This window comes from Brevibacillus sp. FSL L8-0520 (assembly GCF_037963895.1).
In the GTDB taxonomy this organism is placed as follows: Bacteria; Bacillota; Bacilli; order Brevibacillales; family Brevibacillaceae; genus Brevibacillus; species Brevibacillus borstelensis.
In genome coordinates, this window is the sequence record NZ_CP150171.1 from 1,986,681 (window position 1) to 2,010,721 (window position 24,041).

At 51.5% G+C, this 24,041-nt stretch carries 29 protein-coding genes and 1 other annotated feature; of the genes, 21 read left to right on the forward strand and 8 right to left on the reverse strand.

What is annotated here, in order from left to right; translation table 11 throughout:
- Positions 1 to 59: 59 nt before the first annotated feature.
- The 5 genes from NSQ24_RS09860 to NSQ24_RS09880 form a co-directional block, all read right to left on the reverse strand.
- Positions 60 to 563, reverse strand: coding sequence for a Gmad2 immunoglobulin-like domain-containing protein (locus NSQ24_RS09860; RefSeq protein WP_003390791.1), 504 nt, complete (start codon positions 561 to 563; stop codon positions 60 to 62).
- A 228-nt stretch (positions 564 to 791) separates the two neighbouring features.
- The gene (locus NSQ24_RS09865; protein WP_339167713.1) at positions 792 to 950 is read right to left on the reverse strand and encodes a hypothetical protein; all 159 of its coding nucleotides are present in this window, start codon (positions 948 to 950) and stop codon (positions 792 to 794) included.
- A gap of 75 nt (positions 951 to 1,025) precedes the next feature.
- Complete coding sequence (locus NSQ24_RS09870; protein WP_003390787.1) at positions 1,026 to 1,433, reverse strand: zinc ribbon domain-containing protein; 408 nt, start codon at positions 1,431 to 1,433, stop codon at positions 1,026 to 1,028.
- Between the two features lie 87 nt (positions 1,434 to 1,520).
- On the reverse strand, positions 1,521 to 1,745 hold the full coding sequence (locus NSQ24_RS09875; protein WP_024983697.1) for a hypothetical protein: 225 nt from the start codon (positions 1,743 to 1,745) through the stop codon (positions 1,521 to 1,523).
- Between the two features lie 170 nt (positions 1,746 to 1,915).
- Positions 1,916 to 2,617, reverse strand: a complete 702-nt coding sequence (locus NSQ24_RS09880; protein ID WP_339167715.1) for a pirin family protein — start codon at positions 2,615 to 2,617, stop codon at positions 1,916 to 1,918.
- Positions 2,618 to 2,811: 194 nt separating this feature from the next.
- Between NSQ24_RS09880 and NSQ24_RS09885 the strand changes: the two genes are divergently transcribed.
- The 5 genes from NSQ24_RS09885 (at position 2,812) to NSQ24_RS09905 (ending at position 7,957) form a co-directional block, all read left to right on the forward strand.
- Entirely contained in the window at positions 2,812 to 3,570 is a 759-nt protein-coding gene (locus tag NSQ24_RS09885) for a DUF4931 domain-containing protein (RefSeq protein WP_024983698.1), read from the forward strand.
- Between the two features lie 20 nt (positions 3,571 to 3,590).
- Complete coding sequence (locus tag NSQ24_RS09890) at positions 3,591 to 4,502, forward strand: GNAT family N-acetyltransferase (RefSeq protein ID WP_327969900.1); 912 nt, start codon at positions 3,591 to 3,593, stop codon at positions 4,500 to 4,502.
- 38 nt (positions 4,503 to 4,540) lie between these two features.
- Positions 4,541 to 5,686 (forward strand): virulence factor, encoded by a 1,146-nt coding sequence (locus NSQ24_RS09895; protein WP_003390780.1) that lies wholly within the window; start codon positions 4,541 to 4,543, stop codon positions 5,684 to 5,686.
- Positions 5,687 to 5,919: 233 nt separating this feature from the next.
- Positions 5,920 to 7,242: an NAD(P)/FAD-dependent oxidoreductase gene (locus NSQ24_RS09900; RefSeq protein ID WP_227278458.1), complete on the forward strand. Its 1,323-nt coding sequence runs from the start codon at positions 5,920 to 5,922 to the stop codon at positions 7,240 to 7,242.
- Positions 7,243 to 7,402: 160 nt separating this feature from the next.
- A complete protein-coding gene (locus NSQ24_RS09905; RefSeq protein WP_003390776.1) occupies positions 7,403 to 7,957 on the forward strand; it encodes an ECF transporter S component in 555 nt (184 codons plus the stop codon).
- A 108-nt stretch (positions 7,958 to 8,065) separates the two neighbouring features.
- On the opposite strand, the gene NSQ24_RS09910 is transcribed toward NSQ24_RS09905, so the two are convergent.
- Complete coding sequence (locus NSQ24_RS09910; protein WP_311067613.1) at positions 8,066 to 8,875, reverse strand: serine hydrolase; 810 nt, start codon at positions 8,873 to 8,875, stop codon at positions 8,066 to 8,068.
- Positions 8,876 to 8,985: 110 nt separating this feature from the next.
- Here NSQ24_RS09910 and NSQ24_RS09915 point away from each other — a divergent pair, with 110 nt between their 5' ends.
- The 16 genes from NSQ24_RS09915 to leuS all read left to right on the forward strand — a co-directional run bounded on the left by NSQ24_RS09915 (position 8,986) and on the right by leuS (position 22,099).
- Positions 8,986 to 10,623, forward strand: coding sequence for a peptide ABC transporter substrate-binding protein (locus NSQ24_RS09915; protein WP_003390770.1), 1,638 nt, complete (start codon positions 8,986 to 8,988; stop codon positions 10,621 to 10,623).
- Positions 10,624 to 10,638: 15 nt separating this feature from the next.
- Positions 10,639 to 11,373 (forward strand): gamma-glutamyl-gamma-aminobutyrate hydrolase family protein, encoded by a 735-nt coding sequence (locus tag NSQ24_RS09920; RefSeq protein WP_003390768.1) that lies wholly within the window; start codon positions 10,639 to 10,641, stop codon positions 11,371 to 11,373.
- Between the two features lie 70 nt (positions 11,374 to 11,443).
- A complete protein-coding gene (locus NSQ24_RS09925) occupies positions 11,444 to 11,884 on the forward strand; it encodes a peroxiredoxin (protein WP_003390766.1) in 441 nt (146 codons plus the stop codon).
- Between the two features lie 214 nt (positions 11,885 to 12,098).
- Positions 12,099 to 13,151: a DNA polymerase IV gene (locus NSQ24_RS09930; protein ID WP_003390764.1), complete on the forward strand. Its 1,053-nt coding sequence runs from the start codon at positions 12,099 to 12,101 to the stop codon at positions 13,149 to 13,151.
- Positions 13,152 to 13,176: 25 nt separating this feature from the next.
- Positions 13,177 to 13,362 carry a hypothetical protein gene (locus NSQ24_RS09935; protein ID WP_003390762.1) on the forward strand — a complete coding sequence of 62 codons (186 nt, stop codon included), beginning with the start codon at positions 13,177 to 13,179 and terminating at the stop codon, positions 13,360 to 13,362.
- Between the two features lie 102 nt (positions 13,363 to 13,464).
- Positions 13,465 to 13,638, forward strand: coding sequence for a hypothetical protein (locus tag NSQ24_RS09940; RefSeq protein ID WP_155808003.1), 174 nt, complete (start codon positions 13,465 to 13,467; stop codon positions 13,636 to 13,638).
- A 55-nt stretch (positions 13,639 to 13,693) separates the two neighbouring features.
- Positions 13,694 to 13,864 (forward strand): hypothetical protein, encoded by a 171-nt coding sequence (locus NSQ24_RS09945; protein WP_003390760.1) that lies wholly within the window; start codon positions 13,694 to 13,696, stop codon positions 13,862 to 13,864.
- Between the two features lie 127 nt (positions 13,865 to 13,991).
- Complete coding sequence (locus NSQ24_RS09950; RefSeq protein ID WP_003390758.1) at positions 13,992 to 14,516, forward strand: YqeG family HAD IIIA-type phosphatase; 525 nt, start codon at positions 13,992 to 13,994, stop codon at positions 14,514 to 14,516.
- The gene (gene yqeH, locus NSQ24_RS09955; protein WP_003390756.1) at positions 14,513 to 15,631 is read left to right on the forward strand and encodes a ribosome biogenesis GTPase YqeH; all 1,119 of its coding nucleotides are present in this window, start codon (positions 14,513 to 14,515) and stop codon (positions 15,629 to 15,631) included. Before NSQ24_RS09950 ends, yqeH begins: the two co-directional genes overlap by 4 nt.
- A gap of 60 nt (positions 15,632 to 15,691) precedes the next feature.
- A complete protein-coding gene (locus NSQ24_RS09960) occupies positions 15,692 to 16,543 on the forward strand; it encodes a shikimate dehydrogenase (protein ID WP_003390754.1) in 852 nt (283 codons plus the stop codon).
- 111 nt (positions 16,544 to 16,654) lie between these two features.
- Complete coding sequence (gene yhbY / locus NSQ24_RS09965; protein WP_003390752.1) at positions 16,655 to 16,945, forward strand: ribosome assembly RNA-binding protein YhbY; 291 nt, start codon at positions 16,655 to 16,657, stop codon at positions 16,943 to 16,945.
- A 3-nt stretch (positions 16,946 to 16,948) separates the two neighbouring features.
- The gene (locus tag NSQ24_RS09970; protein ID WP_122958856.1) at positions 16,949 to 17,545 is read left to right on the forward strand and encodes a nicotinate-nucleotide adenylyltransferase; all 597 of its coding nucleotides are present in this window, start codon (positions 16,949 to 16,951) and stop codon (positions 17,543 to 17,545) included.
- Positions 17,529 to 18,107 (forward strand): bis(5'-nucleosyl)-tetraphosphatase (symmetrical) YqeK, encoded by a 579-nt coding sequence (yqeK, locus tag NSQ24_RS09975; protein ID WP_039070556.1) that lies wholly within the window; start codon positions 17,529 to 17,531, stop codon positions 18,105 to 18,107. Before NSQ24_RS09970 ends, yqeK begins: the two co-directional genes overlap by 17 nt.
- Positions 18,108 to 18,118: 11 nt before the next feature.
- Positions 18,119 to 18,475 carry a ribosome silencing factor gene (rsfS, locus tag NSQ24_RS09980; RefSeq protein ID WP_003390745.1) on the forward strand — a complete coding sequence of 119 codons (357 nt, stop codon included), beginning with the start codon at positions 18,119 to 18,121 and terminating at the stop codon, positions 18,473 to 18,475.
- 5 nt (positions 18,476 to 18,480) lie between these two features.
- Positions 18,481 to 19,224 carry a class I SAM-dependent methyltransferase gene (locus tag NSQ24_RS09985; RefSeq protein ID WP_024984590.1) on the forward strand — a complete coding sequence of 248 codons (744 nt, stop codon included), beginning with the start codon at positions 18,481 to 18,483 and terminating at the stop codon, positions 19,222 to 19,224.
- 46 nt (positions 19,225 to 19,270) lie between these two features.
- Positions 19,271 to 19,570, forward strand: a binding site (T-box leader).
- Positions 19,571 to 19,681: 111 nt separating this feature from the next.
- Positions 19,682 to 22,099 carry a leucine--tRNA ligase gene (gene leuS, locus NSQ24_RS09990; protein WP_003390741.1) on the forward strand — a complete coding sequence of 806 codons (2,418 nt, stop codon included), beginning with the start codon at positions 19,682 to 19,684 and terminating at the stop codon, positions 22,097 to 22,099.
- 59 nt (positions 22,100 to 22,158) lie between these two features.
- On the opposite strand, the gene comER is transcribed toward leuS, so the two are convergent.
- Both comER and NSQ24_RS10000 read right to left on the reverse strand, forming a co-directional pair.
- A complete protein-coding gene (comER, locus tag NSQ24_RS09995; RefSeq protein ID WP_024984588.1) occupies positions 22,159 to 23,019 on the reverse strand; it encodes a late competence protein ComER in 861 nt (286 codons plus the stop codon).
- A 67-nt stretch (positions 23,020 to 23,086) separates the two neighbouring features.
- Positions 23,087 to 23,974 (reverse strand): helix-hairpin-helix domain-containing protein, encoded by an 888-nt coding sequence (locus NSQ24_RS10000; RefSeq protein ID WP_243014388.1) that lies wholly within the window; start codon positions 23,972 to 23,974, stop codon positions 23,087 to 23,089.
- Positions 23,975 to 24,041: the final 67 nt, after the last annotated feature.

Below are 24,041 nucleotides of genomic sequence, written 5' to 3' on the forward strand. Positions count from 1 at the left end.
CGCCGTTGATTTCGCGGCGGGTTTCATTGGGTCAGATCATACCGTATCCGGTCACTTCTTTAGGGCAGGGCAATGGGCAATTCCATTCTCCGGCTCCCGTCCTTGGGGCTGGATTCAAACAAAACCAGAGTCAAGGTCGAATTGGGCTGGTCTTTCTTTACCTTGACTGTGAATTCGAAATCTCCCCATTCAGGAGCCCCTGCCGAGGTTTGGACGTTTCCTTTGGTCAGCTCGTTGTGACCATCCTCTACTACATATTGAAAGTTGCCTTCGAACACGCGAGCCTTGCCTTTTATCGTAAAGGTGTCTTCGCCCGTTTTTTCTACAGAGGCCACTTGAAAAATATCGTTTTTGTACGTCTCGTCATTTTTATCTTGATCGTCTGTTGGCTGAGTCGAAGTGCCAGGCTGCGGCGTTTCCGGTTGAACGGAGTCAGAAGGCTGCTGTGCCGGTTGTTCTGTGGCAGGGGGTTGCGCCGGTGTGCCAGTCGAAGGCGTCTCTTTGGAAGAAGTGCAGCCTTGCAGCAACACGGCTATCAGTAGGATTGACAGAAGTTTCTTCATGCTTACCCTCCAGTTGTGTCGTTGAAAAATCTGTTGTCACTATAGGACGAAGAAGACAGGTTATCCGTTACATTATAATTGTTTTGTAAAAGAGAGGAAACCATCCATTCCTCAAAAAAATAGCTCCCTGCGTGAGGGAGCCAAGACTTCGCCGCATCCATTATAGCACAGCAGATCGCGAAGCGAAATCTGATGGGCGAACATGTCGCATTCCAGCATATATCGCATCTATTCATCCGGTGTTCGGTCGAGGAAGAGACGGGTAACAGTGGTAGAGTCGCCGCTGTTTACATCCTGCTCAGATGCTTTTTCTTCCAACTGATCATGTGTGTTCATTCCCGGAGCGACGGATGGCTCCACTTCCGGACGGGTCTTGTGAGAATCCATGGATGCTCCCTCCTTCTTCCTTAGAATGACAAGAAGGAAGAGGGGTTATTCGGGAATCAGGAAGAGGGCTAAAGATTAACCGGAGGAAGGCATGCTTTTCCCGCATTTGGGACAAAAGCGGTACTCGGCTTCGACTGGTTCTCCGCAGTAGGGGCAAAATCGTCCAGTATTCTGCTCCGATACAGAGGATGTAGAGCTGAAATGGCGGTGTAACGGGTCGCCTTCTTCTCTGGAATCCGTAATGTCAAACAAGGACATTCGCTCTTTGCCTGTCGCGTTTTTGTAATGGTAGACGGCTTGTGCGATTCCCATCCCGATAAATAAAAGGCCAAAGGCAGGGAAGATTATGCCCACTACGGGAAAAGGGGAGTCCTGCGTGATGACAAATGCCATGATGGTCCAAAATATACCGAAGATTACGGCGAAAATGCTTCCAGCTGCCCCCATGGCGGAAGGGCCGCGGCCGGGTTTTATACTTTTCAAAGGATTCACCACCTTTACTGCATACCACTATCATAAAAAAATCAAGGCGGGCTGTCACGCTTCTGTATGGATGCTCAAACCATGCCTTCACGAAAAGTCTGGATAGCGGAGACCATCCCGGTAAAACAATGAGCGTACCCAAACGTAAACCCGCAGAGGAATGGAGGGAAAGACAATTGCCAGTTTGCCCTCCTCGAGCACAGGAAGGTCAAGCGGGGACTGTATCGAGTAGGGAATCCCCTCTTGATCCAGTTGATATTTATACTGCTGGGCTTCGAGCCAACTGACCGGGTAGTAAAACGATTTTTCCATGAACTGCGCTTTCTCCATGAACGGCCAACTCCTTTTTCGAAGTCACTTCCGTAAGTGTAACGGATTAAAATGAGATAAAAAAAGATCACTGCACCCATTTTTGAGGGAAAGTGATCCTTTTTTCTGTTTTGAAGGGGTTGCTCCCTGAATGAGATTGCAAGCTGGTTCGGCTACGGCAAATCAATGAGCATAAAGAAAGTATCCGCAGGTGCTGTGAGTGAAAGCTTGGGCGTCTCGGTTAGTCTGGCTGGATCTCGCTTCTGGAGCGTGGCCTCTTCGTTTAGTTGCAGTTGTCCTTCGATGACGAAAACGTAAATGCGACGTCCGTTTTTTTGTTGGAATGGAATCGACTGGCCTGCCTCCAGCTTGGACAGGTACATGGTCAAATCCTGATGAATCCGGGCAGTGTTTGGTCCGCCTTCAGGAGAGACGACGGGCAAGAGCTGATTTTTCAGCTTATCCTGGTCGTATGCAATCTGTTCATACGAAGGGGTCAAGCCGTATTCAGCCGGCTCAAACCAGAGCTGTAGAAAGTTGACTTCCTCACTGCTAGAGGGGTTCATCTCCGAGTGAATGATTCCTGTACCGGCACTCATTCGCTGTACTTCTCCCGGTCGAATCACTTCACGGGTGCCTGTGCTGTCCTGATGAACCAAAGCCCCTTTTAAAACGACAGAAACGATCTCCATTTCACGATGGGGATGTAGTCCGAAGCCTCTTTCAGGCTGCACGAAATCGTCGTTAAAAACGCGAAGCGGGCCAAAGCCCATATTGTCAGGATCGTAGAATTCGGCAAATGAAAAGCTGAAATTGCTTTGCAGCCAACCGTGGTTGCTGGAATAGCGCGTGGATGCCTTGCGTATGTCGATCATGATTTACCTCCTGTGGTCCTTGCCTTTTCATACTATGTGTTGAATACGCGGCATTCATCACATGGAATACGTATAGAGTACAGTAAGTTAATTACTTTTGTAAAGCGAAAGCAAGTGTCCGGCAAAGAAGGAATGAACTTTTTCGATAGGGAATTGTTCAGGAAGGACAAATCGTTGAAGGAGGACCCGAGTAAATGTCGCAGACGCATCTGCATTTTGATATGCACATCGGCCGACAAAAGCCGGAGAACATCAGGAACCGGCAGGCGGCTTGTCCCTTCTGCTTTCCGGATGAGCTGGACGGTATTCTGGAGCAAAGAGGAGAAATGATCTGGCTAAAAAACAAATACCCGGTTTTGCAGGATGCCACTCAAACGCTGGTGATCGAGACGAGTCAATGTGACAGCGAACTGTCCGTCTATGAAAAGGACCACCTGTATGACCTGTTTGCATTTGGCGTGGAAAAATGGCTGGAGATGACGGAGAGCGGCTCCTATCGCTCTGTACTGTTTTTTAAAAACCATGGCCCTTATTCCGGGGGGAGCATCCGCCACCCGCATATGCAAATCGTCGGGTTGAAACATTACGATTACCTGAAAGATGTGGAGGGAGAGCATTTCGAGGGGATTGTCATCGATCGGGATGCGGGGGTTACGTGCAATCTCTCGACGAAGCCGCGCGCGGGATTTTTTGAATACAATGTGATTTTGTCTGAGTCGGGAAGCTTAAACAGGATGGCGGACTATATCCAAATTTTGACACATTGGATCCTTCATCACGTAAACCGCATCTGCCAAAGCTACAATTTGTTTTTTTACCAATGGGACGGGCAGATAATCGTCAAGGTTGTCCCGCGCTTTGTCGCTTCGCCGCTCTATGTCGGCTATGGCATTCCTCAGGTGGGAAACAATCTGGAGGAGGTCGTGCAGGAGCTGCGGCGCCACTATTTTTAGGAACGAAAGGGAGAGTATGAATGACAGCCTTTACATATGTCACCAAAGCAAAACCGACAGCCGAGGAATTGGACCATATCCGGGGATTGGCAGCAGTCTGCAATGGCTTCGAACAGATCAATCTGAAGCTGAATTTCGACATGCTGGAAAAGCGTCCGGGTACCGACACCAACGATTTTTTTTGCTATGACCGCGGGAAGCTCGTCGGATACGGAGGGCTGCACGTTTTCCATCAGGGAGAAGCGGAGGCAACCGGCATGGTGCACCCCGATTACCGGGGAAAGGGGATATTCCGGCATTTGCAGCGGCTGATGGAAGAAGAATGCCGGTTGCGCAAAATTCCAGAGCTGTTGTTTATTGTCCAGCGCGGGTCCAAAACAGGAAAAGGGTATATGGAGAAAGTGGCTGCGCGGTATGAGTATTCCGAGTATTGGATGGAGCGGGAGGAGTCAGGCGAAGAATTGCCGAAACAGGATGGGCGAATTCAGCTCAGGGCTTCAACCCCAGACGATAAGGAGATTTTGATTCAACTTAGCATGGCAGGGTTTCAGTTGGAGGAGACACTCGCCAGAGAGATGTTCGAGCATATGGGACAAGACCCTGCCCAGACCAATTATTTGATCACGCATGACCAAAACGAGCCGATTGGCAGGATTAGCGTTTCCCGTCAGCCGAAGCATGCCTTTATCTACGGGTTTGCCGTTCACCCTGATCATCAGCGAAAAGGGTATGGTAAAGAAGCGTTGGCAAAAACAATTGCCCTGTTGTCTGACGAGGGCTTTCCCAAAATGATCCTGGAGGTAGCCACGGAAAACAGCAATGCCCTGTCTCTCTATGAGTCTTGCGGATTCCGGGTCAAATCGGCCAATGATTACTACAGGTTCCCGCTGCACTTCAAAAATGGCATGGACGCCGCGGACATGGTACCATAGCGGTACGAGAGAATAGGCAACAAAAGGAGTGACTCGGCATGAAACTGTTGTCGATAGAACCGACACCCAGTCCAAATGTCATGAAGCTGAATGTGGACGAGCGCTTGCCTGACGGCGTTCAGCGGGTATACAACAAGCAGTCCGGGGCGCAAATGCCGGAATTGGTGAAGCAGCTGCTGGCGATTGAAGGCGTGACCTCTATTTTTCATACGGCTGATTTCTATGCCTTGGAACGAAAATCGCAAGCAGACTGGCAGCAAATTTTGACCCATGCCCGGGAGGTTTTCGGAGCGGGGGCGGAGACCTCCATGCCAGCCTGGACGAATGAAGAGTCCGGGGAAGCGTGGGGAGAAGCGCAGGTGTACATCCAGATGTTCCGCGGCATTCCCATGCAGGTAAAAGTAACGATGGGAACCGAGCAGATACGCGCCGCCTTGCCCGAACGATTCGGAGCGGCGGCCATGAAGGCGGGTTCCGCTTCACCGAATGTAATCATGGAGCGCAAATGGGTAGAGCAAGACGTTCGCTACGGCGATTTGCGCGAGATCGGGGAAGAAGTGGCCAGCGAGGTGGATGCGGCGTATCCGCCAGAACGGGTGGAAGAGCTTGTTCAACAGGCGCTGCAGCTTGGAGTGGGAGAAGCCCCGCCCCAGCCCGAGCGGGTCAAGAAAGTCGTCACGCTGGAGATGCTCGATGATCCTGATTGGCAAAAGCGGTATGCTGCGCTGGATCGCATGGAGCCGACTGCCGAAGATTTGCCTGTTCTGAGAAAGGCGCTTCATGACGAAAAGGGCTCCATCCGTCGGCTGGCAGTCGTCTACCTGGGAATGGTGGGAGGCGATGAGGTGTTTCCTTTGCTCTACGAAGCGCTCCGTGACCCCTCTGTATCTGTTCGCAGGACGGCAGGAGATACTTTGTCCGATCTGGGGGACCCGAGAGCAAGTGAAGCGATGTGCGAAGCCCTGAAGGACCCGAACAAGCTCGTACGCTGGCGTGCAGCCCGTTTCCTGTACGAGGTAGGCGACGACTCGGCGCTGGAAGCTCTGCGGGCGGCCCAGGACGATCCGGAATTTGAGGTTCGTCTGCAAATTCAAATGGCTGTTGAGCGCATCGAGCGCGGAGAAGCGGCGAGCGGTACAGTTTGGCAGCAGATGACGAGAAGAAACGAACAACAAGGCTCCTGAGACGAGAACTTGAATTTTTACCCCTGTCGATCACTACGGAACGATGAGTGCAGGCAGGGGTAATTGTCATGCTTTTATGGTCATAATAAGATAGGTTGACAGGAAACAGAAGGAAGAGCGAGGGGAAACGGAAAAGCCAAAAAATGGTATCATCAGTATAACAATAGACACAGTTCATTTATGGTTGACTTCTACCTTGTACATCCCTTATCCTATAGGATGATTGAGGTTTCATACATCGTGAGTATGTAAGGGAGATTGTTATGACAACGAACCACTATGACGTCGTCATCGTTGGCGGGGGGCTCGCCGGTCTTTCTGCTGCAGCCTATCTGTCTTCCAAGGGCAAAAAGGTAGCGCTTCTTGAGCGCGGAGCCCTGGGCGGCCGTGCCGTCACGCTGAAGATCAAAGGCTTTAACTTTAACTTCGGTGCACATGCCATTTACGGGCGTGACACATCGGTTTTGAAAACGTTTGAAAAAGAATTGGGTTTGAACATTGATTGGCAGGATTTCAATCCGAATAAAGCCCGTTATGATTTGGGGGACGATTTGACAGCGGTTCCCGCAAATGTGCAGGGATTGTTCCGTACGAAGCTGGTCAAGGGATTTGACAAAGTTCTGTTTACCTTTGAAATCTTGAAAACCATGTTGAAAATGGAGACGGGTCACCCGCACCTGTCGATCCAGAAGTGGATGGAGAAGCAAAATGTAAGTGAGGAAGTAAAGGAAATGATGCTGACATTGGCATCCTCCAACTTCTTTACCCGTGAGCCGGAAAAAATTCCGTCTGATGTGTTCTTCACCTACTATCGTCGGATCTTTACGACGAATAAGCCGGTTGCCTACATCGGAGGCGGGTGGCAGGCGTTGATCGAGGAATTTGTCCGTGTCATCGAAGCCAACAACGGCACGATCATGACCAAAACAAAGGTCGAATCCTTCCGTGTCGAAAATGACAAAGTGGTTGCCGCTGTCACGCCGGAAGCTGAATTTACCGGAGATGAATTCATCAGCTGCATCCCTCCAAAAGAAATGACAAAGGTGTTTAAGGATACAAAGCTGGAGCATGCTATCGCACAGTATGCAACATACGAGCCGACGGTTGTCGTCGTGTATGATATCGGTCTCAAGCAGCGTATCGATGTCCCTTACACCTATATTTATGACAAGCAAAACAACATTTTTATTACGGATATTTCGTATTACGACAAGACCTGCGTCCCAGAGGGCGGACAGCTACTGCAGGCGACCGCCTATCTGCGTCAGTCCGAAGTCGGCGTGAAAGAAGTCGTCGAGCAGCGCAAGCAAGAGATTGAACAACTGTACGACAAGCACTTCCCAGGCTGGCGGGAGGAACTCGTGGTGCCCCGCGTTTCCACCCGTGCCGTCGTCCAGGAAATCAAGTGGACGATGAACCAGGAGGCGCTGCCAATCAGCTTGCCAGATTACCGCAACCTGTTTTTTGCGGGTGACTGGTGTGAAGGCCAAGGACAATTGTCCGAGCTGTCTTTCTCCAGCGCGTACGAAGTAAGCAAGCTGATCCTTTCCAAATAGAGACAGCATCGATGCCCATTAAGGCGTTTTTCCTGCAAAGGAAGGACGCCTTTTCCTTTGTCTATATAGAATAAGCATATCCAGAATATTCCGTTTTGACAGCGGGGCTTTCGGATGCTATGTTGAGGATGTCCAGAGACTACAAAAAGGAGCCACCAAGATGGACATCTGTCCTGCCGCCGCAAGAAAGGGCGAAAAAGTCAGAGTAATCGGAATGGGAGTTGTACTTTACGGCTTCCTCAGTTATATCACCGACTATATTCCGATAGCAGGCAGCAGTTTGCGGCCGGCCATCGTCATTCTTACGATTATAGGAGCCTGCTTTGGCCCGCTGACAGGCTTCCTGTTCGGTGCCTTGGGAACTCTCCTGTCAGATGTTCTCTCCGGGCAATTGTGGATGAGCTGGATTATTGGCAATGGCGTCATCGGGCTGTTCTCGGGCTTTGCCTATTTACATAAGGAATTTGATCTGAGGAATGGAAAAGTTTCGCTTAGCCATTACGTCTGGATGGCATTGTGGGGAATCGCGGGCAATCTGATCGGTCTCGTCGGAGCTGCAGGAATGGACATCCTGACAGGGAAACCGGATGTCTCTATTTTTTACTGGGCAGTTGTACCTGCAGGAGTCAATTCACTTTGGATCGTGTTGATGGGTCTTCCGATCGTCACTGCAATCGTCAAGCGGAAGGCAGCGAACTTCAGTGCAAACGGGTGAATGGAGCTCATAAGGGACCGAATGCATGGACCCTAGGTATGGGACCCGAACGTACAGGACCCGACTGTATGAGCAAGGCCCGTCCAAAACAACGGACAGGCCTTTTTTCTACTTCGTATACAGATCGTATACCATCCGGCCGATTTGCGCCATCACGTCATTGGCTGCGACGGTCTCGATATTTTTGGATAACAAGCAGATCGTCACTGCCCGGTTGCCGATGTACATCACTCCGATGTCATGAGTCGTTCGAGTGACTGTCCCTGTTTTATTGGCCAGCTCCCATTTCGGCAGCATGCCGATCACATCGCCGTCCGGATCAGGCAGGTGATAGGGGATGCGGTCGCGATGCTGCTGTCTTTTCATGATGTTGATCATGTGGAGGCAACTGTTGTACGAGATGATTTTTCCTGTAGCCAAATGGCGAAGGTGGCTGCCAAGATCTGCCGCGGTCACCTCATTGTAGCCTTCCAGCTCCGCAGGGACGATCATCAGCTTGTTGTGAAACTGGCTGTTGACCATTCCTGTTTTGTTCATGACAGAACGGATCGCCTCAGCCCCGACAAGATCGATGAGCATATTGGTTGCCGTGTTGTCACTCTGAATGATCATCAGGGTTGTCAGATCGTAAATGCTCCACTTTGTGCCTGGCGTCATATGCTGCAGAATGCCTGCTCCGCCGACCTGATCCTCTTGTCTGAGAGTCAGTTTGTCTTCGAGAGCAAACTTGCCTGCGTAGGCTTCAGCAAACACAGCGGCCATGATCGGGACTTTGATTACGCTGGCGGCGTAAAAGCGGTCATCATGACCCTTGCCCCAGATTTCGTTTGTCTGTAAATCTTCGAGGTAGATTCCCCACTGCCCGCCACTCTTCTCAAGCAATGTGCTGAGAGCATTTTCCAATGACGCTAACATCATGACCAGCTCCTTTATCACTTTACATAGTTGTAGACAAAATTTTCGTAAGATAATATTATTTAATCATGCATCGTATAATCAAGAAAAAAAGTTTCAAGAGGGGGTTTTCCATGAAAGCGCTTCAAAAGATGTCGCTCTGTTTTGTGATGCTAAGCAGTCTGGCCTTTGCGGGCTGTGGGGGACAAGCGAGTCAGCCTGCAGAACAAAAGCCTGCGGAGACACCGGCAGCACAAGAACAAGCAGCAGCACCACAGGAGATGCGGATCAACCTGAATACGGGAGAACCAAATACAATCGATCCGGGCTTGGCTGAGGACATTCCTTCCATGTCGATTACCCGCGCCGCTTTTGACGGTTTGCTTCGTCTTGACGTAGACGGCAAGATCAAGGAATCGGTCGCGGAAAAATACGAGGTTTCCCCGGATGGCCTGACCTACACCTTCCATCTGCGTGATTCAAAATGGTCCAACGGCGACCCTGTGACGGCCCATGACTTCGAGTACGCCTGGAAGCGCGTTCTCAACCCCGAGACAGCATCCGGTTACGCCTATCAGATGTACTACCTGAAAAACGGCGAGGCGTACAATGCCAAAAAGGCAAAAGCGGAGGATGTTGGCGTCAAAGCTGCGGATGAGAAAACATTGGTAGTCACCCTGGAAAACCCGGCTCCGTTTTTCCCGCAGCTTGTGGCCTCCGTCACCTACTTTCCTGTAAACAAAAAAGTTGTCGAGGGCAACAAGGATTGGGCGGCAAAACCTGAAACCTACATAGGGAATGGGCCGTTCGTCCTCAAGAAGTGGGAGCACAAATCTTTGATCGAATTGGAAAAAAATGAAAACTATTGGGATAAAGATCGTGTGAAGCTGTCCAAGCTGACCGTCAACATGATCGAGGACGCCAATACCGAACTGGCGATGTTTGAAAAGGGCGAGCTCGACTGGGCGGGTTCTCCGCTGGGCGACCTGCCGCTCGACGCGCTCGATTCCTTGAAGGACTCCGGCAAAATGCAGTCGCAGGCGACCGCTGGAACGTACTGGTACATCTTCAACACGACGAAGCCTCCGTTCAACAACAAGCACATTCGTCAGGCGTTCGCTTACGCCGTTAACCGCCAGGAAATTGCCGACAGCGTCGTTCCGTACAAGAGCACGCCTGCCCTGGGCATCCTGCCTCCGACGATGGCCTTCAAACCGGAAGGCTACTTTAAGGACAACGATGTTGAAAAGGCAAAAGAACTGTTGGCACAGGGCATGAAGGAGCTCGGTATCAGCGAGCTGCCTGAGTTGACCCTCGCCTACAATACGACAGAAGTGAACCAACGCATTGCGACGGTTATTCAGGATCAGTGGAGAAAAGCGTTCGGCATCGAAGTGAAGCTGGTAAACAAAGAGAACAAGGTTCACCGTGAACAGATGAAAGCGGGCAACTTCGATATCGGCCGGGCGAGCTGGATTGGCGACTTTAACGATCCGATCAACTTCCTGGAAGTGTTCAAAGGCGGTCTGAACACGTCCAAATGGGAACACAAGGAGTTCCTTGATATGCTGGCTAAGTCCGCCACAGAAGGAGACGAAGCCAAACGCAACGTGAGCCTGAAGAGGGCCGATGCCATTGTAATGGATGAAATGCCCGCCTTGCCGATCTACTACTTCACGTACACATGGGTAAAGCAGGACAGTGTAAAAGATGTCGTCATTGACGCATTGGGCTTCATCGACTTCAAATACGCATCGAATGAAAAGAAATAGCAGGGAGTGACTTTCGTGCAACCGATTATTGGCGTGGCATGTACCAAGATGTTCTTTCCAAACAACAACCTTGATCAGTATTTCTATGTCGGCTCCGGATATGTGGACGGCGTAGCCCGTACTGGCGGCGTTCCGTACATTTTTCCGCTCTTGACAGTGAAGGATGCTCCTTTTCGGGCCATGATTGAATCGCTGGACGGTTTGATCCTGACGGGTGGAGATGATCCGGCACCGCATTTGTACGGGGAAGAGCCGTTGCAAGGTTTGGGTGAGGTAGAGTACGAGAGGGACCTGGCAGAGCTGGAAGTGATCAGACTGGCGCTGGAAATGAAAAAGCCTATCCTCGGTATTTGCCGCGGCATGCAGATTCTCAATGTGGCCGCAGGCGGAACTTTGATACAGGATATTCCGAGTCAGGTGCCGGGCGCGTTCCAGCACGCTCAAAAAGGTTCCCGCCAATACGGAGCGCACAAAGTGACACTGCAACCAGGCGTCGTCGCAGAGGCGCTGGGCAAAACAGAGATTCTCGTCAATACTTCCCACCATCAGGCGGTGAAAGACGTAGCTCCCGGGTTTCGGGCGACAGGAGTCGCGGCTGACGGGGTGATTGAGGCTATCGAGAGCCTCGACGGGCTGCATGTAGGGCTGCAATGGCATCCAGAGCGGATGTGGGCCCATGATGACAATATGCTGAAAATAGCGGAAGCCTTTGTGGGCAAATGCAAGCAATTGAAAATGCAATCGCTGTAAAAAAGGACCGCTCTCCCATTTTATGGGGGGCGGTCCTTTTTGTCTGGTATACTGGAGTGGGGGTGTCGCGATGCTGACAGTCGGAACGAAAGCGCCTTTGTTTGCTGCCGAGAGCACAAAGGGGCGGATCGACCTTCAAACGTTTATCGGAAAGAAAAAAATAGTCCTCATTTTTTATCCGGGAGATGACACGCCTGTCTGCACAAAGCAGCTATGCGCGATCCGCGATCGGTACAGTGATCTGGAAGCGGCTGATGCGGTTGTTATCGGAATCAATCCGGCCGACCTGACGAGCCACCGGGCTTTTTCAGGCAAGTTCGGATACGATTTTCCCTTGATTGCCGACGGGGACCATGCCATACGAAAAGCATACGGGGTAGGAAAGGTTCTCGGATTTTTATTCCAACAACGGATTGTATACATCATTGATAAGCACGGAATGATTGCCTATGCGAGAAAAGGAAATCCTGCAGTAACGGAACTGCTCCAGGTTGTGAACAATATCCCGTAAACGATCACAGCGATAATGAACAACACGAATAGTAGCCAGGATAGAGGGAACGCCGTTCGGATAGAGTAAAAGCCACTCGGATCGAGCAAAGCTACTCCCGTTAACACCGAACCGCTGACAATTAAGGGAGCAAGGCAGGAAGGAACGCATGCTTGCAACCGGTCAAAGAAGCGGCGATAATAGGGATGAGAATGTATGTTTGGTGGTCATATCGATGAAAAAAATTTTACATGTCGATATCGATGCGTTTTTTGCCAGTGTAGAACAGCTCGACAGGCCCGAATATCGCGGCCTGCCGGTTATTGTAGGCGGCATGAGCAATCGGGGAGTTGTCTCGACGTGCAGCTATGAAGCCAGAAAATATGGTGTTCGTTCGGCGATGCCGGTCGCATTGGCGCGGAAAAAATGTCCTCAGGGGATTTTTCTGCCTGTCCGCTACGAGCGGTACGTGGAGAAGTCGGCAGAGATTCGTGCCATCTTTTCCTCCTTTACGGACCGCTATCAGACAGTTGGGCTCGACGAAGCGTATCTCGACGTATCCGGATATGAAAATGCCGTTCCGATCGCCAAGGAGATCAAACGGCGGATTCGCCGGGAAACCGGTCTTACTTGCAGTGTCGGTCTTTCCTATAATATGTCACTCGCCAAAATTGCCAGTGATCTGAAGAAGCCGGATGCATTCGTGGTGATTCGTCCCGAGCAATCGCTTGATGTTCTCCGGAATTTGCCGATCGGAACACTGCACGGTGTCGGTAAAAAAACGCAGGAGCTTCTTGCGAAAAAAGAAATTCGCACGGTTGAGGATTTTTGGCGGCTTTCCTTGGAGGAAGCTGTGAATATGCTGGGGAAACTTGGTCATGCTTTGTATTTTCGAGCACGCGGAGAGGACGACAGGGAAATCGTAACAGAGCGCTCGCCCAAGTCTTTAAGCAGGGAGACGACACTCGCCTATGATTTGTACCAGCGTGACGAGATCGCCTCGGTAGCCTTCTCGCTTTTGCAGGAGGTTGAGCAGGATATACAAGATGAGGGTGTCATCCCCCGGACGATCACGCTGAAAATCAAGTTTGCTGATTTTACGATCAGAAGCAAGCAGCGGAAAAAAGAGTACGGTGCAGCATGGAGAGATCTGTTGGAAGAACTCCTGGATGCCTTTGATTATAGCCCGGGTGTCCGGCTGGTCGGCGTCGGTTTTTCCAATTTTGCATCGCCCGATGAAGAAAGGTACGAGCAACTCAGCCTGTTTTCATGGAATATGCAATGGTGAGGTTCAGTCGAGAGGAGAATACAAAATGACAGGCGTAAACCGGTTTCATTGCTGCGCCACCTGCGTTCACTTTCGCGTGGAAAAGGAAGCAGGCGGCATTGTCTATCGATGCTCTCGACTCACCTACGAGACCAAACCTACCTATCAATTTCAATGCTGGGAGCCGAAAGAGCAGGTACAGCGGTTGATACAAAGAGAAACGAGAGCCTGAGTTTCTAGCAAAATACGCGAATGATAGGGGAGAAACGTGGCTTCGGGTCAGACAGGTTCGCCATAGTATGTACCATCCTTTGATTGAAAGGGGGTACGAGACATGGCAAAAGCGGCATATAACTTCGGAAAGTGGCCGAAAAAAGGGAAAAGCAAGGTTTTCATCGCGCAAGCTGCAAAAGCCAAATCCCAATTCGGAAATGCAGCAGCGATTAACCAGGCGGATGCAAGCATTTTCCACATCAAGGTCAAGGGAGCGGCGAATGGCCCTCTGTAAGGAGTAGGAAGTAGATTCGTACCGGTACATCTATTCCTGAAGGAGGTGCTTACCTATGCAACGGAACAATGTCAGGACGTACTCGTACAAAGTGGGCAAGAATACCGTCATTGTTGTCAAAATCACGCAGGCGGCAACAGCAAAATCACGTACGGGAAATGCTTTGGCGGCGAATCAGGCCGATGTCACCATTCTTGCAAAAAAACGGCGCAACAACCGGGTTTGACCAATTCGCAGCAGCAAAACGAGAAGGGGCCGCGGGCCTCTTCTTTTTCTTTTGCAAGGGAGTGGCTGATTATGGTATAGTAGGTGCCGAAATCGCGGTTCTCGTACACACTGCTTGGAGGTGCCCCGTGTTTCTTGAAAAGCTGATGCCAGATCAGTACGTGGAGTCGATCCACCATATTGATATAGATCAACTGCGGGAGAAGAAAATCAAGGCTGTCATTACGGATCTGGACAACACTCTGGTGGAGTGGGACAGGCCGTATGCAACGCCGGAAGTGGAACAATGGTTGAAGCGTTTGCGCGATGAAGGGATTCAGGTAACCGTTGTATCCAATAATAACCGCGAGAGGGTAGACAAGTTTTGCACGCCTCTGGGTGTGCGATTTATCTCTGCGGCCCGCAAACCGACCAACCGGGCATTTATGCAAGCGATTGCCGAGATGAACGTAAAGATTCAGGAGACGGTCGTCATCGGTGATCAGTTGTTTACCGATGTGCTGGGCGGCAACCGGCTTGGATTTCATACGATCCTCGTCGTTCCGGTAGCCCAGACGGATGGTTTTTGGACGCGGTTCAACCGCAGGATGGAGCGTATGGCTCTTTATTGGATGCGTAGAAAGGGAATGATTTCGTGGAAGACAAAAGCATGATGGAGCAAAGCTTGGGGACATGTGCAGGATGCGGCATCGCGATCCAGACAGAGGATCAAAAGCGGCCGGGATACGCTCCTGCTTCCGCGCTCAAGCGCGAGACAGTGATTTGCCAACGCTGTTTCCGGATTAAACATTATAATGAAGTAGCTCCTGTAGGAATGGGAGATGACGATTTTCTCCGAATCCTGGATGGGATCGGATCGACGCAAAGTCTCGTCGTCATGGTTGTCGACATTTTTGATTTCCATGGCTCCTGGCTGCGGGGATTGCCTCGTTTTGTCGGGAACAACCCGATATTGCTGGTGGGCAACAAAGTGGATCTTTTGCCCCAAAATATCAATTTGAATCGCGTCCGCAACTGGATGCAGCACGAAGCCAAGGAACGCGGACTCAGGCCGGCCGATGTCGTATTGGTAAGTGCCCAAAAAGGATTGCACATCGATGAGCTTTTGGGACGTATCGGGGAACTGCGCAAGGGACGGGACGTCTACATCGTCGGTGTGACGAATGTCGGCAAATCCACGTTGATCAACCGCATTCTGCACGATTACGGATCGGCTGATCTGGAAATTACGACATCACCGTTTCCGGGGACGACACTGGACAAGATTGAGATTCCATTGGAGGACGGCCGTTCTATTTTCGATACGCCAGGAATTATCAACCGGGATCAGATCGGCCATATGGTGACACCGCAAGACTTGCGGAAAATTACGCCGACCTCTCGAATCAATCCAAAAGTGTATCAATTAAACGATGGCCAGTCCCTCTTCCTCGGCGGTTTGGCCCGGATTGATTTTGTACGCGGCACGCGACAGCCGTTTGTTGTGTATGTAACGAACGATATATACATCCACCGCACGAAGCTGGAGAATGCCGATGAAGTGTTTCAGAAGCACCACGGGGAAATGCTCGCTCCGCCGACAGGCCGTGAAGCCGCAGAACAGCTGCCCGCTTTTGTCAAACATTCGTTTAAAATTCGTCCAACGGGCACAACGGACCTGGTCATTTCGGGTTTGGGCTGGGTGAGCCTTCAGGGTAAAGAAGAGGCATCCGTCGTCGTACACGCTCCGAAGGGCGTCAGTGTAGGCATGCGAAAAGCGTTGATCTGACGCGTTTTGGCTGTCTTGCCATAAGCTAGATAGAGAGAGCAGAGGGGAAGGAACGGCTTCATGATAACAAGCAAAACACATCTGGTTGGTTTGTTCGGTCATCCGGTCTCGCATTCGCAATCGCCGCTCATGCACAACGCCGCTTTTGCAGAAGCGGGATTGGACTATGTATACATGGCTTTTGATGTGGCTCCCGAGCGTCTGTCTGAAGCGGTGGCAGGGATTCGATCACTTGGAATAAAGGGTGTAAATGTGACGATCCCGCACAAGGTGGCGATCATGCCCATGCTTGATGAAATCGATCCGCTTGCAGCGCGCATTGGTGCCGTGAACACAGTAGTAAACCGCGATGGCTATTTGGTCGGCTACAACACAGATGGTCTGGGGTACGTACGCTCACTGGTGGAAACGACAGGGATTACGCTGGAACAACAGACAGTCACCATGCTCGGAGCTGGCGGCGCTGCCCGTGCAGTCGCTTTTACGCTGGCGGAGCGAGGGGTGAAGGAGATCCGGATTATCAACCGTTCCCGCGAAAGGGCGACGCTTTTGGCGGAACACGTAGGAACGATTGTCCCTACGGCTGTCATCGACCCGGCCGAAGGCAAGGAAGCCATTGAGGATGCGAGCCTGCTGATCAACACCACGTCCATCGGCATGTATCCGCAAGTGGATGAGATGCCGGTGCAAGAGGAATGGCTCCATGCCGGACTGATCGTAAGCGACCTGATCTACAACCCTCTGGAGACGCGTCTGTTAAAAGCGGCGAGCTCCCGAGGCGCTCAGGTTCATTCCGGTATCGGCATGTTTGTCAATCAGGGCGCACTCGCTTTCGAATTATGGACAGGAGAAGCGGCTCCAACTGAGACGATGCGGGAAATTGTCCTGCAGCAGCTAAGCAAAGCGACCTGAAGCACGCTGCACAGATAAATGATGGAAGAATCAGTCGTGCGTCTGCAAATGAGTTAAAATAAAGAAAGCGCACTTCAAGAACAACAGATATACACAAAAGGAGATATGTACATGCTGACCGGCAAGCAAAAACGGTTTTTACGGGCACAAGCCCATCACCTTACCCCGATTTTTCAGGTGGGCAAAGGCGGCGTCAATGAAAACATGACGAATCAAATCAAAGAGGCGCTGGAGGTCCGCGAACTCATCAAGGTGGCCATTCTGCAAAACAATCTGGACGACAAGCATGAAGTAGCCGAAGCTCTGGCGGCGGGAGCAGAAGCGGAGCTGGTGCAGCTCATTGGCCATACGGTCGTGCTGTACAAGGAGTCCAGGGAGAACAAAACAATCAAACTGCCATAACCGATGGGACAGTCAAAAATCCAAATCGGAATCATGGGAGGCACATTTGATCCCATCCATGCCGGTCACCTTCTGGCCGCTGAGCAAGCAAGGGAACAAGCGGGGCTGGATGAGGTCTGGTTTATGCCGGCACATATTCCGCCGCACAAGGAACGGGCAGGATTGACCCCAGCCGGCGATCGGCTGCGGATGGTAGAGCTTGCTGTGGCGGATCACCCTGCCTTTCGGGCAATCGACATAGAGCTCAAACGTGGCGGTCCATCCTATACCTACGACACGATGCGAAGTCTCGTTGAGATGTATCCGGATTGCCAGTTTTCTTTTATCATTGGCGGAGATATGGTAAAAACACTTCGGCAATGGTATCGGATAGACGACTTGGTCAAAATGGTGCGGTTCATCGGCCTTTCGCGTCCAGGGGCCGAGCTGATAGAAAGTGAATATCGCGATTTTGTGACCTTGGTGGAGATGCCGGCGTGGGATTTGTCTTCGACACTGATCCGGGAAAAAGCAGCCCGGGGCAAGAGCATTCGTTACCTCGTACCCCCGCCTGTCGAGCGTTATATAAAGGAGTACGGACTATATGAGTTGGTTAAATGATCGGGAAGCGCTTCTCAGCCAAGTCCGCGCCCAAATGCACGAGAAGCGGTATCAGCATACGCTGGGCGTGGCCGGAACTGCCAGACAGCTGGCGCTTCAGTATGGGGCAGACCCCGATAAAGCCGAACTGGCGGGTTTTTTGCACGACTACTGCAAATGCTGGCCGGTTGAAAGGATGCGTGACGTTCTCATTCGTCACGATCTCCCCGCCGACCTTTTGAACGGGGACAAGGAGCTGTGGCATTCATTTGCCGGAGCAATCGTCATCCAGACGGAGATGAATGTCTCCGACCCGGACATCATCCAGGCCGTTCGCTACCATACAACGGGCCGGGTCGGGATGACGCTGTTAGAAAAAATCGTTTGTGTGGCAGACTATATAGAACCAAACCGAATCTTTCCCGGTGTTGAAACGATTCGCAGCTTGGCGTCGCAAGATCTGGATAAAGCTTTGGCGCAAGCTCTCGGCAGTACGATTCAACATTTGATCCAGCAGAAAAAAACGGTGTATCCATTGACACTGTTGGCATATAACGATCTCGTATCCGGACTGGATACATAAGGAGGAGTTTCATGGTTAAAACAGTAGAAGCCCTGGCAAGACTGGTGGCAAAGGCGGCAGAGGACAAGAAGGCGGAAAATCTGATCATCATGGACATCAGCAAGCTGTCCGTCATTGCGGATTATTTCATGATTTGCCACGGGAACAATGAACGGCAAGTACAAGCAATCGTTTCCGAGATCCGTGATCAGGCTCACAAGAACGGTTACAAGGTACGCGGCATTGAGGGAGCAGACGAAGGACGCTGGGTGCTTGTCGACCTGGAGGATGTCGTCATCCACGTATTCCATCGCGAAGACCGCGAGTTTTACAATCTCGAGCGGCTGTGGGCCGAAGCCCCTATCGTCCAATTTGGAGAGGAAGGCTGAGGTAAATGGCGTACGGGCAAATGGCGGCTGTCTACGACAGGCTGATGACCGACTCCCCTTACGATCAGTGGCTCGATTGGGCAGAGGGTGTCTGGACCAGGAAAGGGAAGCCGCGTCAAGTCATTGACCTCGGCTGCGGGACCGGAAGCATCGCCATTCCCCTGGCAAAAAGAGGGTATCTGGTGACAGGAGTTGATCTGTCTGCTGACATGCTTGCAGTAGCGTACGACAAGATGAGGCGGGAGCAGGCCCAAGTCAAATGGGTCGAACAGGACATGCGCGAACTGGCATTGCCCAAGACAGACAGTGTCTTGTCCTTTTGCGACTCGCTCAGCTACTTGACGGAAGAAGAGGACGTGAAACGGACATTTTCTCTCGTCTTCGAGCATCTGCATCCAGGCGGGACCTTTTTGTTCGACGTGCACAGTCCATACAAAATCCTGCACGGTTTTGGAGACCAGACCTTTACTCTGGCCGAAGAGGAAGTTTCGTACATTTGGCAATGTTTCTGCGATCCGCTGCGGCTCGAGGTAGCGCATGAACTGACCTTTTTTCTGCGGCAGGAAAACGGCTTGTACGAACGTATCGAGGAAGTGCATGAGCAGAGGGCGTATCAGCCATATGAGCTTGCTCGCTGGCTGATGGAGACCGGCTTTGTCGATGTGGAAATAACGGCCGATTTTAGCGGCCAGCCACCGCAAGAGACGAGTGAGCGTTTGTTTTTCTCGGCTTGCCGTCCGCGAGATTGACAGCATTGGCATTGATTGTCTATAATCGAAAGTACAACCACAAACAAGGAATGCGTTGATGAGGAGTAGTACGAAAGTGAAACGGCAAAAGAGAGTTGACGGCAGGTGAAAGTCAACCCGTCCCTTTCCGAACTCGCCTCGAAGCACTCTGCCTGAAGACCGTCCAGTAGGAGCGGTTGCGTAAGGGGGAGCGTCTATCCACGATACGGATTTTTCAAGCGGGTGAGCTTATGATTGCAAGCATCAGGACTTCTGCTTTGTGTGAAGCAAAGCGATGATCGGTGTGCCGTCTGTTCACCAATGTGGGTGGTACCGCGGGAGCGTATATAATCCTCTCGTCCCTTTTCGTTTCGCGATTGGGGGCGGGAGGTTTTTATTTTTTATTGAAGTGGCCCTCTTCTTCTTAATGGGCGAAGCATCTGTTTGTTTTCATGAATCTACGATAGGAGTGCAAATCATGGCTTACAATCATCAGGAAATCGAAAAGAAATGGCAGACGTATTGGGAAGAGAATAAAACCTTTAAAACGCTGGATGATCCGAGCAAGAAGAAGTTTTATGCTCTCGACATGTTTCCTTATCCGTCTGGAGCAGGTCTTCACGTAGGACACCCGGAAGGCTATACCGCGACGGATATTTTGTCCCGGATGAAACGGATGCAAGGCTACAATGTCCTGCACCCGATGGGATGGGATGCGTTCGGGCTGCCTGCTGAGCAATATGCGCTGGACACGGGCAACGACCCGGCAGAGTTTACGGAGCGCAACATCAATACATTCCGCCGTCAGATCAAATCTCTTGGTTTCTCTTACGATTGGGACCGTGAAATCAATACAACAGACCCTGCTTATTACAAATGGACACAGTGGATTTTTACCAAGCTGTATGAGCATGGCCTGGCTTATATCGACGAAGTTGCCGTGAACTGGTGCCCTGCATTGGGAACTGTTCTGGCCAACGAAGAGGTTATTGACGGGAAAAGTGAGCGCGGAGGACATCCGGTAGAACGCCGTCCGATGAAACAGTGGGTACTGAAAATCACCAAGTATGCTGATCGTCTGCTGGAAGATTTGGAGGAGCTTGATTGGCCGGAAAGCATCAAAGAAATGCAGCGCAACTGGATTGGCCGCTCTGAAGGCGCTGAGGTTGTCTTTTCCGTTGACGGCCACGACGAGACCTTCACTGTCTTCACGACCCGCCCGGACACTTTGTACGGCGCTACCTTCGCAGTGCTTGCTCCGGAGCACAAGCTGGTGGAGAAAATTACAACACCGGAACAAAAGCAGGCAGTTGAAGACTACCTGGAGCAAGCCAAACGGAAAAGCGATTTGGAGCGTACAGACCTGGCCAAGGAAAAAACGGGCGTGTTTACAGGTGCGTACGCAATCAATCCGGTAAATGGAGAAAAACTGCCGATCTGGATTGCCGACTACGTCCTGATCAGTTACGGTACCGGTTCTGTAATGGCTGTTCCCGCTCACGATGAGCGCGACTATGAATTTGCGCAAGCATACAATCTGCCGATCAAGGAAGTAATCCGCGGCGGAGATGTATCCAAGCAAGCGTATACGGGCGATGGGGAGCACATCAACTCCGGCTTCCTGGATGGATTGAACAAGGAACAGGCAATCAGCAAAATGATTGAATGGCTGGAGGAGAACAACAAAGGAAAACGAAAAGTAACCTTCCGCCTGCGCGATTGGCTGTTTAGCCGCCAGCGTTATTGGGGAGAGCCGATTCCGATCATCCACCTGGAGGACGGAACGATGAAGGTAGTGCCGGAAGCAGAGCTGCCGGTCGTCCTGCCGAAGACGAAGGAAATCAAGCCTTCCGGAACAGGCGAGTCGCCGCTGGCCAACATCAGCGAGTGGGTGAACATCGTCGATCCGGAAACGGGGATGAAAGCCCGTCGGGAAACCAATACGATGCCACAGTGGGCAGGAAGCTGCTGGTACTTCCTGCGCTTTATCGACCCACACAACGACAAGGCATTTGCCGATCCGGAAAAGCTGAAGGAATGGCTCCCGATCGACATTTACATCGGCGGTGCGGAACACGCGGTTCTTCATCTGCTGTATGCTCGTTTCTGGCACAAATTCCTCTACGATATCGGCGTTGTGCCGACGAAGGAGCCGTTCCAGAAGCTGTTCAACCAGGGCATGATTCTGGGTGAAAACAACGAGAAGATGAGCAAATCCAAAGGCAATGTCGTCAACCCGGACGAAATCGTTCACAGCCACGGTGCCGACACATTGCGCCTGTACGAAATGTTCATGGGTCCGCTCGACGCCTCTATCGCTTGGTCGACAAAAGGGCTCGACGGCGCACGCCGCTTCCTTGACCGCGTCTGGAGATTGTACGTAGATGACAATGGCGCGCTGAACACGAAAATCTCTCCAAAGGCTGACCTGCAACCGCTTGAGCGGGTGTATCATCAGACTGTGAAAAAAGTGACGGAGGATTACGAGAACCTTCGTTTCAATACCGGTATTTCGCAGCTAATGGTCTTCATCAATGAAGCGTACCGCGCTGAAGCTCTGCCAAAAACCTATATGGAAGGCTTCGTGAAGATGTTGGCTCCGATTGCTCCTCACATTTGTGAAGAGCTGTGGGAAAAACTGGGCCACAAGGAAACACTGTCCTACGAGCCATGGCCAGAATATGATGAGTCCAAGCTGGTAGAGGATGAAGTGGAGATCGTCCTGCAAATTAACGGTAAAAACCGGGAAAAACTGCTCATTCCAGCTGATGCGACCAAAGAGCAAATGGAAGAAATGGCTGGAAACAATGAGACGATCAAAGAGCTGATCGAAGGCAAGACAATCGTCAAAGTAATTGCAGTACCAGGAAAACTGGTAAATATCGTCGTTCGTTAAGAAAGTGCCAAGGAAGAGGAACGGAGCCATTCAAAAGGCTTCGTTCCTTTTTCTATGCTTCAAGACGAAGGGAGGCCGTTGCCATTGGCTGGCGGTACCGTTCGCAACTGGATTTTCACCATTTCCACGTCTTCTGCAAATTTGGAATGGGTGCGTCGGAATACCTCGCGAAAAACGCCGGGAATGCCGTTCTGAAGGGCTATAAGACCTTCGCCTGTAATCCCTCCGGGTACACAAACACGCTTTTCGAGAGCCTGGAAGGAGAACATCTCCTTTTTAAACAACTCCCCCATTCCAATGATCATTTGCATGGCCAAATGGGAGGCAGCTTCTTCCGAAATGCCGGTCTCTTCCATAGCGTCATTAATCATATGGCGAAGAATGTAGCTGACAAAAGCCGGGCCGCAGCTGGTAATATCGGAGGCCACCCGCAAAAATGGCTCTGGCACCTCTACCGGTTGACTGATGCTAGAAAAGAGATGAAGGATCTTGTCACGCCACTCGGGGGTAATGCGCATGCCGAATTCGCATAAACTGACGCCGCTGCCTGCGGCATTGGTAATGCTGGGGACCACTCTGGCAACCGGGCAGGGAACGAGCGACTCCAAATGCTCCAATGAAACAGGGCTCGTGATGGTGATTAAAAGATGATCCGAAGTCAACCAATCGCGGAGTTCAACAAGGACCTTGCTGTATTCAGACGGCTTGATGCACAGCAGCAGCACGGCGGCTTCCTTTGCCACTTGGGCATTGCTCGTGGCGACGACCAGACCGGGGTGACGGTCGGCAATTTTTTCTGCTTTGGCGACCGTCCGGTTGTAAGCGATAAATTGGCTGGGAGACAAGGCTTTGGCCGCAATCAGGGCATCGATCAATAGACTGCCCATGCTGCCCGTTCCAACAATGCCGATCCTTTCCATAGGAATTTCCTCCCTCTACTCATTCTCCCCCCATTCTATGAGATGACGAGCCCGTTCATGCTCCTTCTTACTGGATGCGGATCTGATCCTTCATCCGCTCGTAGATTTTCGCCCCGATCCCGCTGATTTGCTTGAGCTCATCCGGAGAGCGGAATCCTCCCTTTTTTGTTCTGTATTCCAAAATGGCCTTTGCGCGAGATTCACCGACACCTGGCAGCGTCATCAATTCCTCCAGGGTGGCCGTATTCACATTGACCCCCTTGCCGGCGGCGGAAGGAGAGGCGCTTCCGGAGCTTGAGCCCGAAGCGGAAGCGGAGGCAGAGGGGGAGACGGCGGAAGCCACATCTTGTTGTGAACAAGCAGAGGCGGCTCCTTTTACAGGAATGAGAATGGCGCTTCCGTCAGTCAATTTTTCCGCAAGATTGATTCGTTCCACGTCTCCGTCGGGAAGTGTTCCTCCTGCTTTTTCGATCGCGTCCGCCACTCTTGCTCCCGGCTCCAAAGCATAAAGCCCGGGGTGCTTTACTTTTCCTTTGACATCTACATAGAGGAGAGGAGGGGAAGCGCCAGTCCTCCCGCTGCCTTTGGAGGAAGCACTTGCTGAAGGAGCACCGCCAGAAGAAACGCTCCCTGAAGAGGTGCCGCCTAAAGAGACACCTTCTGACGAAGCACCAGCACCCGATAACGCCGTGTATGGACTGCCTGCCCGGTTCACCCCCATTTCTGATACAACTCCGCCTTGCTGTTGGGGATTGGAGACGGCAGCAGGCAGTAACGACTCGGATGAAGCAAGCGTTATATCCGATTCGTTGGCCGACGCCACCTCCTGAAACGGACTGCCCGCGTGCACCGTATTTTGTTGTGCTCTGTAGATCCAAAAACTTACTCCTGCAAAGACAACCGCGAGACTTATGAGTATGTACCGGCGATAGCGCTCCCACAAGTCATACAGCATGTAAACACCTCCGTGATATGCAGGCATATTTGATGGACTGCCTGCATCTACAGGCATCCTACGAAAT